Genomic DNA, 14,280 nt, shown 5'->3' on the forward strand with positions numbered 1-14,280 from the left:
CTGAGCGATTCAGGCCTTATTGCAAACGTGGATCGCCAAAGGGCTCGTCAGGTGGGGTGTCGTCGGGCAGTTTGAACTCTTCGCTGGCCCAGGCCCCCAGGTCAACGCCCTTGCAACGGGCGCTGCAAAACGGGCGGTAGGGGTTGGCGCTGCTGTACAGGCTCTGGCCGGCGCAGGCTGGGCAGCGTACCTTGCGGGGTGTGAAGCCTTGAGGCTGGTTCGAGTCGCTCATGCGCACAAAGACATTTCAAAAGGCACGTCATCGGTGGTGGCCACCAATTTACCATCGCTTTGTTGGCGCATCATGCGGATCACCACCAACAAACGGTTGCAGCTGATCTCGGGGGTGATGCCCAGTGCCGGATCGATTTTGAGGCGCAGCAGTTGGAACGCGCGTCCTTGGGGCAAATTTTGTTGCAACTGTCCGGTGGTCGCCATGACTTTTTGGCTGGCCCCGGATTCACGCAGCATTTGCAAGAGCAAATGAACGGCTTGCGACAATGGGCCAAACGGTGCAGACCAAGTCTGCAGGTCGGCCGACCTGCTGCTGTTTGGAAAGTGCTGCCAAGCGTGGTATGCGGGCAAGTCAAATTCACAAGTACCGCCAGGGATGACCACACGGCTTCTGAGGGCCATCAGAAAATCATTTTCTGTCAGGCTTTGACCGATCTTGCCGTTCAACTGGTTCAGGGCTTCAAAGTGCTCATCGAGTTGATGGATCAGGCCGTCAAGTGCTTGCTCCGAGATGGCCGGGTTGCCACGGTAAGCATTGAAAAGCTGCTTTTGACGTTCAAGATCCTTGAGCACATCGGATTTGAGTTCCGAGCGGCTGCTCACTTCCATGATTTCAAACAAAGTGGTGAGCGCAAAGTGATGGTCGAGTGCATCCTCACGCAGGATCAACTGACCCAGACGCCTGAACAGTTGCTGCAATCGCAAATAAGTGCGAATGCGTTCATTAAATGGATATTCGTACAGTATCACGCGGCATTTTCCAATACCGCCATCATAGCCCGAAGTCGGCAGCCAACTGAGCCACTTGGGTGCTTAATTCGTCAAAATCGAGACCTTGATTGACAATAACGATATCTGCACAAGCCAAGCGTTCAAGCCGCTGGGCTTGTTGGGCGATGATGCGATCAACCTCGGGCTCACTCAAGCCACTTCGCTTCATGACCCGCTGGCGCTGGGTGTCTTGATCACAATCCACCACGACCACACGATCGACCTGACGACGCCAGCGTTCACCAGACTCCACCAACAACGGGACATCAAAGACCAGGCAATGCTGGCCTTGTTCGATCGCCGCATGGGTCTGTTCTGCGGTGATCAGGCTGACCAGTGGATGAATGATTCCCTCCAGTTGACGCTTGGCGAAGGGGTCTTGAAATACCCGAGTGCGCATGGCTTGTCGGTCCATGGCACCGTCCGGCCCAATCATGTGGGGTCCGAATGTTTGGGCAATGGCTTCCAGGGCGCGGCCGGAAGGCCCCGTCAGTTGGCGAGAAATGGCATCGGCATCAATGACCGTGGCGCCACGTTGAGCCCAAAAGCCAGCCACGGTGCTTTTGCCACTGCCGATACCCCCGGTCAAGCCTAGGCGCCAGATGCGTTGGTGAACCATGTTCGTCAAATATGAAACCAGGGCAGGGGACCAAAAGCCATGACCCAAAAGCCTGCCAAAACCAGAAAAGGTCCAAATGGCAATTGACCATTCTCAGACAGTTGAGCTCGAAGTCGCAACACCACCCCGCCAGCGACGCCGGTCAGCGAGGCAATCATCACCAGGGACAACAAGGCGGGTAAGCCCAGCCAGGCCCCCAGTGCTGCCAGCAGCTTGAAATCACCTTGTCCCATGCCTTCCTTGCCTGTCACGATTTTGAAAAGCCAATACACCGACCACAAAAACAAATAACCCACGCTGGCACCCCAAAGTGCGTGGTTCAGTGTCGTGCCCGTCAGCCCCAGGCTGGCACCCACCAGGCCAGCCCACGTCAGGGGCTGTGTGATGGCGTCGGGCAGCAGCGTCGTGTCGGCGTCGATGGCGGCCAAGGCCACCAAAGCGGCTGAAAAGCCTGCCCAAGCTGCCGCTGTGTAACCCCAGCCGTGCTGCGCAAAAACCCCTACAAACAACAAAGCGGTGATCAGCTCTACAGCCGGATAGCGCCAGGAAATCGGTGTCTGGCAGTGGGCACAGCGGCCCTTGAGCCACAAGAAACCCAATACGGGGATGTTTTCTCTCCAGCCCAGCGGGTGCGCGCAATGTGGGCAATGCGATGCGGGAAATGCCAGGTTGTAGCTTGCCCATTCGTCAACCTTGCCATCCGATTCGGGTTGCCACTGCGCCTCCATCATGCGGGGCAGGCGGTAAATGACCACATTCAGAAAACTGCCAACGATCAAGCCAAGCAAACCTGCCAGCGAAAGGCTGAAAAAAATCTCGTTCATGTCAGAAAACTTGTCCTAAACGGAAAATGGGCAAATACATGGCCACCAAAATGGCACCAATAAAGCCACCCAGCACCACGATGATCAAGGGCTCGAGCAAGCTCGACAGGCCATTGACCTGATCGTCCAGTTCGGTCTCCATCAGGCCTGCTGCTTTGGCCAGCAAGCTGTCCAGCGATCCGGTTTCTTCTCCGGTAGCGCACAACTGCGTGATCATCGCCGGAAATCGCCCGGTTTGGGTCATGGCCTCACTCAAACTGCTGCCCTGGGCAACCCGGCGTTGCAGTTGCAGCGTGATGCGAGCGAACACTGGATGATCGCACGCTTGGGCCGTGGGCCCCAATGCTTCGGTCAATGGGACACCGGCGGACAGCAGCGCTGAAAGGGTTTGCGCCCACCGGGCCACCACCGAGTGGGTCACAAGGGCCCCCAAAAGAGGCCATCGCAAGAGCCAGCGAGACCACCATTGCTTGGCATGTTCCAGTTTGTGTTGAGACCTTTGCGTCAGCCAGGCGCCACCAGCAGCCACGACCAGCAACAGTGGCCCTGAATGGATCAGTGCACCGCTCAGACCCACCACCATCTGAGTGGCCCATGGCAGTTCTGCACCAAAAGACTGAAAAACGTCCTGAAAAACCGGCACCACAAACACCAGGATCATGATCAAAATGCCGATGGCTACGAGCAAGACCGCGCAGGGGTACATCAACGCAGACCGGATTTTGGAGCGCAGAGCCTCGTTCTTTTCGAGCGTCAGAGACAGGCGCTCCATCATGGTCTCCAATATGCCCGCCGCCTCGCCAGCCTGAACCATGTGGACATACAGACCGCTGAATAGCTGCGGGTGTTTTGCCAAAGCGGTGTGCAGGCTGAGGCCTGCCTCGACATCGGATTGCACGGCCCGAATGGTTTGCAACAGTCCAGGAGAGGACATGCTGCGGCACAGCATGTCCAGCGCTTGCAGGAGCGGCACGCCTGCGCGCAACAAGGCAGCCAATTGCCTGGTCATGGCTGACAGTTCTTTGGGGCGAACAGTGGGTGTTTTGTGCCACCACAGGCGGTGTAATTGAACTTGTTGCAGGCCTTGCCTGCGCAATTGCGCACGGGCCAGGTCGGCATTGACTGCGTTCAAACGCCCCTCGACCGGCTGGCCCTGAGAATTCAGACCTTTCCATGCGAAAGCCGCCTGGGCGTGTGAGGTTTTGGGCGGGGTCATGCGCCCTCCCGTGTGGCTGCCAGTACCTCGTCCAGCGAGGTCACGCCCTGCAACACTTTGCGTAAACCGGCCAGACGCAAGCTGCCCACCCCTTCGCGTTGGGCTTGCTGGGCCACTTCTTGGCTGCCAGCTTCGCGCAGCACCAGGTTTTGTATCTCGGTACTGATGGGCATCACCTGAAAAATCCCCGTCCGGCCAGAGAATCCTTTGTGACATTGATCGCAGCCCACCGGGATGAAAACTTCGACTGGGTCGCTTGGCAAAAGCGCCGCGGGCAGTCCTGCATGTTGCAAGACAGTCGTCGGCAATGAGGTTTTTCTTTTGCAATGCGGGCACAAGCAGCGCACCAACCTTTGGGCTGTGATCAGTGTCACGCTGGCAGCGATGTTGTAGGGAGCCGTGCCCATGTTGCGCAAACGCACGAGCGTACTGGGCGCGTCGTTGGTGTGCAGCGTGGAGAGCACCAGGTGACCGGTCTGCGCCGCCTGGATGGCGATGTTGGCGGTTTCCAGATCGCGCACTTCGCCTACCATCAAAATGTCCGGGTCTTGTCGCAAGAAAGCCCGCAGGGCAACCGCAAAACTCAAACCAGGTTTGTCCTGCACGTTGACCTGGTTGATGCCTTCCATCTGAATTTCGCAAGGGTCTTCAACGGTGGCAATGTTCACTTCAGGCGTGTTGAGCAAGTTCAGGCAGGCGTAAAGCGACTGCGTCTTCCCCGAGCCCGTGGGACCGGTCACCAGCACCATGCCATGGGGCGCCCGTATGGCCTGAATGAGACGGTTGAGATCTTCCTGTTCATAACCCAGTTTGTTCAGATCCAGCTGTGCCTGCGCGGCATCGAGGATGCGAACAACCAGCTTCTCGCCAAACAGGGTGGGCAAGGTGCTGATGCGCAGATCCAGCTCGCGTCCGTTGGCCAGTTGTAATTTCATGCGACCGTCCTGAGGCAGGCGCTTTTCGGCAATATCCAGGCGTGAAAGGACTTTGATGCGTGACGCCAGCCGGTCTTTGAGCGCCATGTGCGGCGTGGCCAGTTCCCGCAATTCACCGTCGATGCGCATCCGTACCCGGTAGTGGTGTTCGTAAGGTTCGAAGTGCAGGTCGGAGGCTTTGAGCAGCACGGCATGCTCCAGCAATTGCTGAACGTAACTGACGACCGGCGCATCGTCTGCCCCGGTGTTTGGTGCACGTGTCTGGGCAAATTCCATGCTGTCTCCGAATGATTTGAAAACCGAGTTATTCAAATCATGGTGCTTTAACGCGATTTTGTAAATGCACCATCCAAGTGAACCCAAACCACTGTTCCGGTTAAAAATTTGCAAGTGCGGTCACGCAAGGGGGTGTTCCAGCGGAACACAGCGGGCTGCCGTATCGGTAGAGCCAATGTGATGGCCGCAGAACCCGGTCATGCACAAGGCGTGATGTGCAAGATCAGCAGTGGTCGGGAATGTCGTCAAACATCCTGTTGCCACCGCGTGGTATGCGGATCAAGTGCGTCGGTTGAGCAATTGGGACGCCAGCACCACCATCGCCCGGCGATGCTCGTTGCTGGGCAGTTGCAGGGCTGCATCTATGGCGCGTTGAGCTTCTGCGGCAGCGGCGTCACGTGTGGCCTCCAATGCCCCAGTGTCGCGGACGATGGCCACAATGTCTGTCAATCGGTCGACGCTGCCGGTTTCAATGGCTTCGCGCACGATTTGGCGTTGCGCTTCGTTGCCGCGTTGCATGGCCAAAATCAAGGGCAAAGTGGCTTTGCCCTCGCGCAGATCATCACCCAGGTTCTTGCCCATCTCGGCCGTGTTGCCGTCGTAATCGAGCACATCGTCGATCACTTGAAAAGCCGTCCCCAAGGCCTGACCGTATTCAGCGCATGCGGCTTCTATTTCGGGGGGGCTGGCTGCCAAGATAGCGCCCAAACGGGCACTGGCTTCAAAGAGTTTGGCCGTTTTGGAGCGGATGACGCGCAAATAACCCGCTTCGTCGAGAGAGGCATCGTGCATGTTCATCAACTGCAGCACCTCGCCTTCGGCGATCACGTTGGTGGCATCGGCCAAGGTCTGCATGATTCGCATGCTTTCGGCGTCCACCATCATCTGGAAGGCGCGCGAATACAAAAAGTCACCGACAAGTACGCTGGCTGGATTGCCAAAATTTTCATTGGCCGTAGGCTTGCCGCGTCGCAAGGTCGAATCGTCCACCACATCGTCGTGCAACAGCGTTGCGGTGTGGATGAATTCAACCACCGCGGCCAAGTTGTGGCGTTGACTGCCCGTGTAGCCCAGAGCGCCGCAAGTCAACAGCAAAAGGACGGGGCGTAGGCGTTTGCCACCGGCCGAAATGATGTACTGTGCCACTTGGCCCACCAATGGCACACCTGAATCCAGTCGCTGGGCGATAACCCGGTCGACTTCGGCCATGTCGGGTGCCACCAGTTCTAGGACGGTGGCGGTGCTGTGATCGGAGGCAGACAAATGGAATATCCGGCTGGGTTACCCGGCTGGGCCGAGTCTGGAAAGGACGAGGGTGGGACACATTTTGAATGTGCACACATTATAGGGACCGCGTTTGTCAGTCCTGCTTTGAGAGATCGGCGGGGCCGAAGGATTTGCCTGATGGGTTTGACCGTGCTAGAATCTTCGGTTCCTTGGGGATTAGCCCTTGGAAACTTCCATTCAAAGAGGTCATTTATGTACGCGGTCATAAAAACCGGTGGCAAACAGTATCGTGTTGTCGCTGGCGAAAAAATTAAAGTAGAACAGATTGCTGCGGACGTTGGCCAGGAAATCGTGATTGATCAAGTTTTGGCCGTCGGTACCGGCGCTGAACTCAAGATCGGCACGCCCCTGGTGTCCGGCGCCACAGTCAAAGCCACAGTTTTGGCGCATGGCAAGCACGACAAAGTGCACATCTTCAAGATGCGCCGTCGTAAGCACTATCAGAAACGTCAGGGTCACCGCCAGCAGTTCACCGAACTGCAAATCGGCGCGATCTCTGCCTGAGGAGAATAGGTCATGGCACAGAAAAAAGGCGGCGGCTCTACGCGCAACGGTCGTGATTCCAAGCCAAAGATGCTGGGTGTCAAGGCTTTCGGTGGTGAACTGATCAGCGCTGGCTCGATCATCGTTCGTCAACGTGGTACCAAGTTCCATGCTGGCAACAATGTCGGTATCGGCAAAGACCACACTTTGTTTGCCCTGGTGGACGGCCACGTGTCGTTCTCGACCAAAGGCGAACTGAGCAAGCACATGGTGAACGTGACGCCGGCTGTTTAAGCCCGTCTCGCCCATTGCGAAGAGGAGCCCCGCAAGCCGGGGCTTTTCGCATTTTGGCCCGTGGGTGTTTTGATCGCGGGCCCCAAGCTACACTGGAAATCTCATGAAGTTCGTTGACGAAGCCTATATTGACATCGCCGCAGGTGACGGCGGGAACGGCTGCGTCTCGTTCCGTCATGAAAAGTACAAAGAATTCGGTGGCCCCAACGGGGGCGATGGCGGTCGTGGCGGGCATGTGTTCGCCTTTGCCGACATCAACCTGAATACCTTGGTGGATTACCGTTACTCCCGTCGCCACGAGGCCAAACGTGGCCAGCACGGCATGGGCTCCGACATGTTTGGCGCTGCCGGTGACGACGTGACCCTCAAAATGCCCGTGGGCACCATCATCACCGACGCCGAAACCGGTGAAGTGCTGTACGAACTGCTGGTGCCTGGCGAAACCATCATGATCGCCAAGGGTGGCGACGGCGGTTTTGGCAACATGCGCTTCAAAAGTGCGATCAACCGCGCTCCGCGCCAGAAAACACCGGGCTGGCTCGGTGAAAAGAAAGAGCTCAAACTTGAGCTGAAAGTGCTGGCCGACGTCGGCTTGCTGGGCATGCCCAACGCGGGAAAATCCACTTTCATCGCGGCCGTCTCCAACGCCCGCCCCAAGATTGCCGATTACCCTTTCACCACTTTGCACCCCAACCTGGGCGTGGTTCGTGTGGGCCCCGAGCAGAGTTTTGTGGTGGCCGACGTGCCTGGCCTGATCGAAGGTGCTTCGGAAGGCGCTGGTCTGGGCCATTTGTTCTTGCGCCACTTGCAGCGCACCCGCTTGCTGCTGCATGTGGTCGACTTTGCGCCGTTTGACGAGAATGTCGATCCGGTGCAACAGGCCAAGGCCATCGTGGCCGAACTCAAAAAATACGACCCGGGCCTGTACAACAAGCCGCGCTGGCTGGTGCTCAACAAGCTGGACATGGTGCCGGCAGACGAGCGCGAAGCCCGCGTCAAGGACTTCATCAAACGCATGCGCTACAAAGGCCCGGTTTTCCAGATCTCGGCCCTGACCCGTGAAGGTTGTGAGCCGCTGATCAAAGAAATCTACAAGCACATCCGTGCCCAGCAGATCATCGAGCAAGGTGTTGTGGACATTGACCCCCGTTTCACGGAGCAGGACAAGCCGCAAGAGCCCGATGCCGATGACCCGCGCTTCAAGCCGCTGCCCACAGAATAAAGCCCGCTGAGGGCTGCTCTCGCGCCACTCGTCCAATTGCCAACGAAACCCCTCTTGAGCATGACCACTCCCGCCGTTTCCAGCCTCTTGCGTGACGCCCGTCGTATCGTAGTCAAAGTGGGCTCCAGCCTGGTGACCAACGAAGGCCGCGGCCTGGATGAGGGCGCAATTGGCGAATGGTGTCGCCAAATGGCTTTGCTGGTGGGGCAGGGCAAAGAGGTGGTCATGGTTTCCAGCGGCGCGATTGCAGAAGGCATGAAGCGCCTGGGCTGGACCACCCGTCCCAGCGAAGTGCCTGCCTTGCAGGCTGCTGCGGCCGTGGGCCAGATGGGTCTGGCGCAGATGTACGAAACCAAGTTGCGTGAAAACGGCATGGGCAGCGCCCAAGTGCTGCTCACCCATGCCGATCTGGCCGACCGCGAGCGTTACCTCAATGCCCGCTCAACCTTGCTGACTTTGTTGCAGCACCGGGTGTTGCCGGTCATCAATGAAAACGACACGGTCGTCAACGATGAAATCAAGTTTGGCGACAACGACACCTTGGGCGCTTTGGTGGCCAACCTGATTGAAGCCGATCTGCTGGTCATCCTGACCGACCAAAAAGGCCTGTACACCGCTGACCCACGCAAAGACCCTTCTGCCACGTTTGTGCACGAGGCCCGTGCCGGTGATCCTGCATTGGAAACCATGGCCGGTGGCGCTGGTTCGAGCATTGGCAAGGGCGGCATGATCACCAAAATTCTGGCCGCCAAACGGGCTGCCGGTTCGGGCGCATCCACCGTGATCGCCTGGGGGCGTGAACCCGATGCCTTGTTGCGGTTGTGCGAGGGCGACAACATGGGCACCTTGCTGGTGGCACAAACTGCCAAACAACAAGCCCGCAAACAATGGATGGCCGACCATTTGCAACTGCGCGGTTCTGTGACGGTCGATGCTGGGGCCGCCCACAAGGTGCTGACCGAAGGCAAGAGCCTGTTGCCCATCGGCATGACGGGGGTGTCGGGTGACTTTTCACGCGGTGATGTGATCGCCATCCGTGACGAGCAAGGCGCGGAAATTGCCCGGGGCCTGGCCAATTACGCCAGCGCTGAGGCCCGCTTGTTGTGCCGTAAACCCTCGCACGATTACGAAGCCTTGTTGGGCTATACCGCCGAGCCTGAAATGGTGCATCGGGACAATATGATCCTCAGTCGCTGAGCAGGCCCGTCTTGACTCCCAAAAAAAGCCCACATGAAGTGGGCTTTTGGGTGTGAGGCAGAAGGCTCAACCTTGCGGATTTGGATCGAAACTCGCCCCAGGCGGCAGTTCCATGTGCAAGGGTGGCTGAGTATCGGCTTGCCCCATTTCAGGTTCAAACCCCTCGCGCTGCCCACGAGCGCCACCACGCAAATACCGGTTGTGCCGTTCGTGCCGGGGCAGGTAACGTGCCAGTTCGGTCAGTGCCATTTCATAGACCCCGCGCTTGAACTCCACCACCACATCCAGGGGCACCCAATAATCGTTCCAGCGCCAGGCGTCGAATTCCGGGTGGTCGGTGGCGCGCAGGTTCAGGTGGTGGTCGTGCGTGACCATCTGCAGCAGGAACCAGATTTGTTTCTGGCCCTTGTAAAAGCCGCGAGCATCCCGGCGGATGAAGCGGTCAGGCACCTCATAGCGCAACCAGTCACGGGTTCGGGCCACGATGCGCACATGCTCCGGGTGGAGCCCCACTTCTTCATGCAGTTCTCGGAACATCGCCTGTTCAGGACTTTCGCCCCGGTCGATGCCGCCTTGCGGAAACTGCCAGCTGTGGGTGCGTATGCGCTTGCCCCAGAAAACCTGGTTTCTCTGGTTGAGCAGAATGATGCCGACGTTCGGCCTAAAGCCTTCACGGTCAAGCATAATCAACCTCAAATTTTTAAATTGTGTCCATTATGCACGCCGCACCTGCGCTTGTTCTTGGATGTTTCCCTGATGCCCTTGCAGAGTTAGCCCGCCGCGATGAAAGCCTCCCAGTTCCTCATTTCCACCCTCAAAGAAGCCCCCGCCGATGCCGAGGTGGTCAGCCATAAGCTGATGACCCGTGCGGGCATGATCAAGAAGCTCGGTGCCGGTATTTACAACTACATGCCCATGGGCTTGCGCGTGATCCGCAAAGTCGAAGCCATCGTTCGCGAAGAGATGAACCGCGCTGGAGCGATTGAGATGACCATGCCCGTGGTGCAGCCTGCCGAGCTTTGGCAAGAGACGGGCCGCTTTGACAAGATGGGCCCAGAGCTTTTGCGCATCAAAGACCGCCACGGCCGCGACTTTGTCATCCAGCCCACGAGCGAAGAAGTCGTGACCGATGTGGTGCGCCAGGAAGTGCGCAGCTACAAACAGCTGCCCAAAAATTTCTACCAAATCCAGACCAAATTCCGTGACGAGCGCCGCCCCCGCTTTGGCCTGATGCGTGGCCGCGAATTCATCATGAAGGACGCCTACAGCTTTGACCGCGACATGGTGAGCGCCAAGGCCAGCTACCAGGTCATGGCCGGGGCTTACCGCAAGATCTTTGACCGCTTTGGCTTGACCTACCGCGCTGTGGCTGCCGACAGCGGTGCCATCGGGGGCGACCTGAGCGAAGAGTTCCAGGTCATCGCTGCCACCGGCGAAGACGCCATCGTCTACTGCCCCACCAGCAATTACGCCGCCAACATGGAAAAAGCCGAGGCTTTGGCCCCGAGCCAGCCCCGCGGTGCGGCAAGCCAAGCACTGACCAAGACGCCCACCCCAGGCAAGAGCACCTGCGAAGACGTGGCCGCCTTGCTGAACGTGCCCCTGTCCTCCACCGTCAAATCGCTGGTGCTGGCCACCGACACCCTGAACGAGCAGGGCGAGATCGTCAAATCCCAAGTCTGGCTTTTGCTGCTGCGCGGCGACCACGACATGAACGAAGTCAAGGCCAACAAACTGCCCGGCATGGAGGGCGGTTTCCGCTTTGCCACCCTCGGCGAGATCGAAGACCACTTCGGCTGCAAGCCCGGTTACCTCGGCCCCCTGAATCTGAAGAAGCCCGTGCACATCGTTGCCGACCGCGAGGTGGCCGTGATGGCCGACTGGATTTGCGGTGCCAACGAAGAAGACTTCCACATCACCGGCGTCAACTGGGGCCGCGACCTGCCCGAGCCCGCCTTGGTGGCCGACATCCGCAACGTGGTGGCGGGCGACAAGTCCCCCGACGGCCAGGGCGAGCTGGCCATTGAGCGCGGCATCGAAGTCGGCCATGTGTTCTATCTGGGCACCAAATACTCCAAGGCCATGAATGCCACTTTCCTCGATGAAAACGGCAAGCCGCAATTTCTGGAAATGGGCTGCTACGGCATCGGCATCACGCGCTTGCCCGCCGCCGCCATCGAGCAAAACCACGACGAGCGCGGCATCATCTGGCCCGACGCGATTGCCCCGTTCACTGCCGTGGTGTGCCCCATTGGCATGGACCGCAGCGAAGCCGTCAAAGCCGAGGCCGAGCGCATCTACGCCGCCTTGTTGGCCGACGGCGTGGACGTGATCCTGGACGACCGTGGCGAGCGCCCCGGTGCCATGTTTGCCGACTGGGAGCTGATCGGTGTGCCACACCGCATCACGATTGGTGACAAGGGCCTCAAAGACGGTCTGGTGGAGTACCAGCACCGCCGCGATGCCGAGTCCAGCAAAGTGGCCGTGGCCGACATCTTGGGCCACCTTCGGGCACGTCTTGCGGCCTGATCGTTCAGCCTGATCTGTTCGCCTGAATTGGGGCCATACCGGTGACGCGTCGCCCCGGCCACGCCACCCGCCGGGCCTCCATGGCCCGGCTGCTGCTGAGCGTGGTGCCGGGCCTTTTGTCTTCAAGCCGGGCTCAGGCGGGCACCCAAGTCGAAGAACCCCTCTCGCACGCGGTGCGCTCGGCGCTCAGCGCCGCCGTGGCGGCTGCGGCACCGCCTGAGCCCCTGCTGGGCACGCAGCAAGAGCAACAAGCCTATGCCCAATGGCTGGCCACCAGCAGCCAGCGTCTGGCCCGCTACAAAAACCATCCCACCGAGCGACAGGAATTTCTGCAAACCCTCTGGTACGAAGCCCGCCGAGCCGGTCTGCCCCTCTCGTTGGTCTTGGGCGTGGTGCAGGTTGAAAGCGCGTTTCGTAAATTTGCCGTGTCCAGTGCGGGGGCGCGGGGTTACATGCAGGTCATGCCATTTTGGGCGCGGCTGATCGGCGACGGCGACGACAGCCGTTTGTTCCACATGCAGACCAACCTGCGCTTTGGCTGCGTGATCCTGCGCCACTACCTGGACCGCGAACGCGGTGACACCTTCATGGCGCTGGGCCGCTACAACGGCAGCCGGGGGCAGAGTCCCTATCCGCAGGCTGTTCAAACGGCGCAGCGCGGCTGGCTGCACCCGGTGGATTGAATTGAATACTTTGGAATTTAAAAAATAGACTGAAGCATTGTCTTTGTGTATTATTTAACTAATACACCAATGCACATGAACTTCAGCATCGCCCCCAGTGACCCCACCCCGATCTACCGCCAGATCGTGGAGCAGGTGCGTCGCCAGATTGCCGGTGGCGTGATTGGCCCGGGGCAAGAGCTGCCCAGTGTGCGTGCCCTGGCGCAAGAGCACGCGATCAACCCCATGACTGTGTCCAAGGCTTACAGCCTGCTCGAAGCCGAAGGTCTGCTGGCCCGTCGCCGGGGCATGGGCATGGTCGTGGCTGGGCAGGGAGCGCGCAGCGCGGTCGATCCGGAGCGCCTGCTGGCCCCTTTGCTGCAGGCCTTGGTGCGACAGGCCGCCGAACTGGGTCTGCCACCCGAGACGCTGCACCGGCTCATCGACCAGACACTCGACAACACTTCAGACAGGGAGACACCATGACACGAATTGCCATCGAGGCCCACGACCTCCAGCTCGCCTACCGGCGAAAAACCATCCTGAACCGTCTGAACCTGGCCGTGCCCGAGGGGGCTGTGCTCGGGCTGGTGGGGCGCAACGGTGCTGGCAAAAGCACCCTGATGCGCTGCCTGACCGGCCTGGTCAAGCCCACTCAGGGGGACTGCCGCATCGGCGGCTACCCGAGTCAGGACCTGGCCGATGAGGTGCGTGAACGCCTGGGGGTGGTCGCGCAAACGCCAGACCTCTTTGAGTGGCTGACGGGCGAGCAGCATTTCGAGCAGATCGGCACCATGTACCGCGACTGGCAGCATGACCGTGCTCGGGCGCTGGCCACGCAACTGGATCTGCCCCTGTTCACCCCTGCGCGTGCACTCTCACTGGGCGATCAGCAAAAGCTTGCAGTGGTGCTCGCGCTGGGCCACGACCCCGACTGGCTTTTGCTCGACGAGCCGGTGGCCAGCCTGGACCCGGTGGCACGTCGCGCCTTCATGCGTGCCCTGTTCGACCGGGTAGAGCGCGAGGACCCGCGCACCGTGATCATCAGCAGCCACCTGCTCAGCGATCTGGAGCGGGTGGTCAGCCATGTGGCTTTCATGCATCAGGGCCGGATTCAGCTCATGGACGCCTGGGATGTGCTGGCCGAGCAGGTGCGATGCGTGCAGGGGCCGGTGGCTCCGCCACCAGACTGTGTGCTGGCACAAACAGCCGATGGCCGCTGGATCGTGGACTTGCGCAGGGCACCGCCCGGCCTGCAGGGCGAAGCCATGAACCTGGAAGACCTGTTTGAGGGGCTCAACGCATGAAAGCCCTGATCCAGCGCAGACCGTCTCAGCGATCTGGCGCATTCAATTTGCTCTTTCCGGTGTTTTTCAACGGAGTTTTCATGTGGGCGGCCTATGCGGTTCATGCATCGCAAGGGACCTTGAGCAGTGTTTGGATGAGTGCTGCTTGGGGAAGCGGGGCGAGTTTCGTGGTTTTGCTGGTTCCGCACAATGACTTTCAGCAACAGTGGCTTCGCCTGCTGCGATTGCGGGTGCCTTCTGTGCATGTGCAGCGATGGGTGTTTGGGCATTTTCAGATGCTCATGTTTTGGGCGGTCTTTTTTTGTTTGACCGTGCTTTGTATCGCCCCCTTGAGTGGCTTCACGTTGCAGCAGGGCAGTGCGCTGGTGGGTCTGTCCAAGGTGGGTTGGCCGCTGTATGGACTGGCGGGTTTGGCCAGGATGGG

General features: G+C 59.3%; 15 protein-coding genes and 1 pseudogene. 8 read left to right on the forward strand and 8 right to left on the reverse strand.

Translation table 11 applies throughout. From position 1 onward, the window contains the following. Positions 1 to 16: 16 nt before the first annotated feature. The 7 genes and pseudogenes from B9Z47_RS17110 to B9Z47_RS17140 form a co-directional block, all read right to left on the reverse strand. On the reverse strand, positions 17 to 232 hold the full coding sequence (locus tag B9Z47_RS17110) for a DNA gyrase inhibitor YacG (RefSeq protein ID WP_108332429.1): 216 nt from the start codon (positions 230 to 232) through the stop codon (positions 17 to 19). Then, positions 229 to 984, reverse strand: coding sequence for a cell division protein ZapD (gene zapD / locus B9Z47_RS17115; RefSeq protein ID WP_108332430.1), 756 nt, complete (start codon positions 982 to 984; stop codon positions 229 to 231). The genes B9Z47_RS17110 and zapD overlap by 4 nt, the downstream gene beginning before the upstream one ends. A gap of 22 nt (positions 985 to 1,006) precedes the next feature. Next, positions 1,007 to 1,624 carry a dephospho-CoA kinase gene (coaE, locus tag B9Z47_RS17120; RefSeq protein ID WP_108332431.1) on the reverse strand — a complete coding sequence of 206 codons (618 nt, stop codon included), beginning with the start codon at positions 1,622 to 1,624 and terminating at the stop codon, positions 1,007 to 1,009. 5 nt (positions 1,625 to 1,629) lie between these two features. Further along, the gene (locus B9Z47_RS17125; RefSeq protein WP_108332432.1) at positions 1,630 to 2,448 is read right to left on the reverse strand and encodes an A24 family peptidase; all 819 of its coding nucleotides are present in this window, start codon (positions 2,446 to 2,448) and stop codon (positions 1,630 to 1,632) included. A 1-nt stretch (position 2,449) separates the two neighbouring features. Beyond that, positions 2,450 to 3,664: a type II secretion system F family protein gene (locus tag B9Z47_RS17130; RefSeq protein WP_108332433.1), complete on the reverse strand. Its 1,215-nt coding sequence runs from the start codon at positions 3,662 to 3,664 to the stop codon at positions 2,450 to 2,452. Continuing rightward, positions 3,661 to 4,887 (reverse strand): annotated as a pseudogene (locus B9Z47_RS17135) (GspE/PulE family protein); the annotation flags it as partial. The pseudogene B9Z47_RS17135 and the gene B9Z47_RS17130, both read right to left, overlap by 4 nt. Before the next feature lie 267 nt (positions 4,888 to 5,154). Further along, the gene (locus B9Z47_RS17140; protein ID WP_108332435.1) at positions 5,155 to 6,138 is read right to left on the reverse strand and encodes a polyprenyl synthetase family protein; all 984 of its coding nucleotides are present in this window, start codon (positions 6,136 to 6,138) and stop codon (positions 5,155 to 5,157) included. 216 nt (positions 6,139 to 6,354) lie between these two features. Here B9Z47_RS17140 and rplU point away from each other — a divergent pair, with 216 nt between their 5' ends. From rplU to proB, 4 genes are all read left to right on the forward strand, one after another. Further along, positions 6,355 to 6,666: a 50S ribosomal protein L21 gene (gene rplU, locus B9Z47_RS17145; protein ID WP_019426390.1), complete on the forward strand. Its 312-nt coding sequence runs from the start codon at positions 6,355 to 6,357 to the stop codon at positions 6,664 to 6,666. A 12-nt stretch (positions 6,667 to 6,678) separates the two neighbouring features. Further along, the gene (gene rpmA, locus B9Z47_RS17150) at positions 6,679 to 6,939 is read left to right on the forward strand and encodes a 50S ribosomal protein L27 (RefSeq protein ID WP_019430604.1); all 261 of its coding nucleotides are present in this window, start codon (positions 6,679 to 6,681) and stop codon (positions 6,937 to 6,939) included. Positions 6,940 to 7,042: 103 nt separating this feature from the next. After that, on the forward strand, positions 7,043 to 8,161 hold the full coding sequence (cgtA, locus tag B9Z47_RS17155; RefSeq protein ID WP_108332436.1) for an Obg family GTPase CgtA: 1,119 nt from the start codon (positions 7,043 to 7,045) through the stop codon (positions 8,159 to 8,161). Between the two features lie 60 nt (positions 8,162 to 8,221). After that, positions 8,222 to 9,358 (forward strand): glutamate 5-kinase, encoded by a 1,137-nt coding sequence (gene proB / locus B9Z47_RS17160; RefSeq protein ID WP_108332437.1) that lies wholly within the window; start codon positions 8,222 to 8,224, stop codon positions 9,356 to 9,358. Between the two features lie 66 nt (positions 9,359 to 9,424). Here proB and B9Z47_RS17165 read toward each other — a convergent pair whose 3' ends face one another. Next, the gene (locus B9Z47_RS17165) at positions 9,425 to 10,042 is read right to left on the reverse strand and encodes an RNA pyrophosphohydrolase (RefSeq protein ID WP_108332438.1); all 618 of its coding nucleotides are present in this window, start codon (positions 10,040 to 10,042) and stop codon (positions 9,425 to 9,427) included. Positions 10,043 to 10,141: 99 nt separating this feature from the next. On the opposite strand from B9Z47_RS17165, the gene B9Z47_RS17170 reads away from it, so the two are divergent. From B9Z47_RS17170 to B9Z47_RS17185, 4 genes are all read left to right on the forward strand, one after another. Then, positions 10,142 to 11,887 carry a proline--tRNA ligase gene (locus tag B9Z47_RS17170; protein WP_108332439.1) on the forward strand — a complete coding sequence of 582 codons (1,746 nt, stop codon included), beginning with the start codon at positions 10,142 to 10,144 and terminating at the stop codon, positions 11,885 to 11,887. Between the two features lie 80 nt (positions 11,888 to 11,967). Further along, entirely contained in the window at positions 11,968 to 12,570 is a 603-nt protein-coding gene (locus B9Z47_RS17175; RefSeq protein ID WP_108332461.1) for a lytic transglycosylase domain-containing protein, read from the forward strand. Between the two features lie 75 nt (positions 12,571 to 12,645). Next, positions 12,646 to 13,035 (forward strand): GntR family transcriptional regulator, encoded by a 390-nt coding sequence (locus B9Z47_RS17180; protein ID WP_233253861.1) that lies wholly within the window; start codon positions 12,646 to 12,648, stop codon positions 13,033 to 13,035. Continuing rightward, positions 13,032 to 13,856: an ABC transporter ATP-binding protein gene (locus tag B9Z47_RS17185; protein ID WP_108332441.1), complete on the forward strand. Its 825-nt coding sequence runs from the start codon at positions 13,032 to 13,034 to the stop codon at positions 13,854 to 13,856. The genes B9Z47_RS17180 and B9Z47_RS17185 overlap by 4 nt, the downstream gene beginning before the upstream one ends. Positions 13,857 to 14,280: the final 424 nt, after the last annotated feature.

The sequence above is a fragment of the Limnohabitans sp. 2KL-1 genome (assembly GCF_003063435.1).
Lineage (GTDB): Bacteria > Pseudomonadota > Gammaproteobacteria > Burkholderiales > Burkholderiaceae_C > Limnohabitans_A.

What these genes read in the sequence shown, in the direction of transcription:
- B9Z47_RS17110 (WP_108332429.1), bottom strand. Translation starts at nt 232, where the DNA reads ATGAGCGACTCGAACCAGCCTCAAGGCTTCACACCCCGCAAGGTACGC.
- coaE (WP_108332431.1), bottom strand. Translation starts at nt 1,624, where the DNA reads ATGGTTCACCAACGCATCTGGCGCCTAGGCTTGACCGGGGGTATCGGC.
- B9Z47_RS17125 (WP_108332432.1), bottom strand. Translation starts at nt 2,448, where the DNA reads ATGAACGAGATTTTTTTCAGCCTTTCGCTGGCAGGTTTGCTTGGCTTG.
- B9Z47_RS17130 (WP_108332433.1), bottom strand. Translation starts at nt 3,664, where the DNA reads ATGACCCCGCCCAAAACCTCACACGCCCAGGCGGCTTTCGCATGGAAA.
- rplU (WP_019426390.1), top strand. Translation starts at nt 6,355, where the DNA reads ATGTACGCGGTCATAAAAACCGGTGGCAAACAGTATCGTGTTGTCGCT.
- rpmA (WP_019430604.1), top strand. Translation starts at nt 6,679, where the DNA reads ATGGCACAGAAAAAAGGCGGCGGCTCTACGCGCAACGGTCGTGATTCC.
- cgtA (WP_108332436.1), top strand. Translation starts at nt 7,043, where the DNA reads ATGAAGTTCGTTGACGAAGCCTATATTGACATCGCCGCAGGTGACGGC.
- proB (WP_108332437.1), top strand. Translation starts at nt 8,222, where the DNA reads ATGACCACTCCCGCCGTTTCCAGCCTCTTGCGTGACGCCCGTCGTATC.
- B9Z47_RS17165 (WP_108332438.1), bottom strand. Translation starts at nt 10,042, where the DNA reads ATGCTTGACCGTGAAGGCTTTAGGCCGAACGTCGGCATCATTCTGCTC.
- B9Z47_RS17170 (WP_108332439.1), top strand. Translation starts at nt 10,142, where the DNA reads ATGAAAGCCTCCCAGTTCCTCATTTCCACCCTCAAAGAAGCCCCCGCC.
- B9Z47_RS17175 (WP_108332461.1), top strand. Translation starts at nt 11,968, where the DNA reads ATGGCCCGGCTGCTGCTGAGCGTGGTGCCGGGCCTTTTGTCTTCAAGC.
- B9Z47_RS17180 (WP_233253861.1), top strand. Translation starts at nt 12,646, where the DNA reads ATGAACTTCAGCATCGCCCCCAGTGACCCCACCCCGATCTACCGCCAG.
- B9Z47_RS17185 (WP_108332441.1), top strand. Translation starts at nt 13,032, where the DNA reads ATGACACGAATTGCCATCGAGGCCCACGACCTCCAGCTCGCCTACCGG.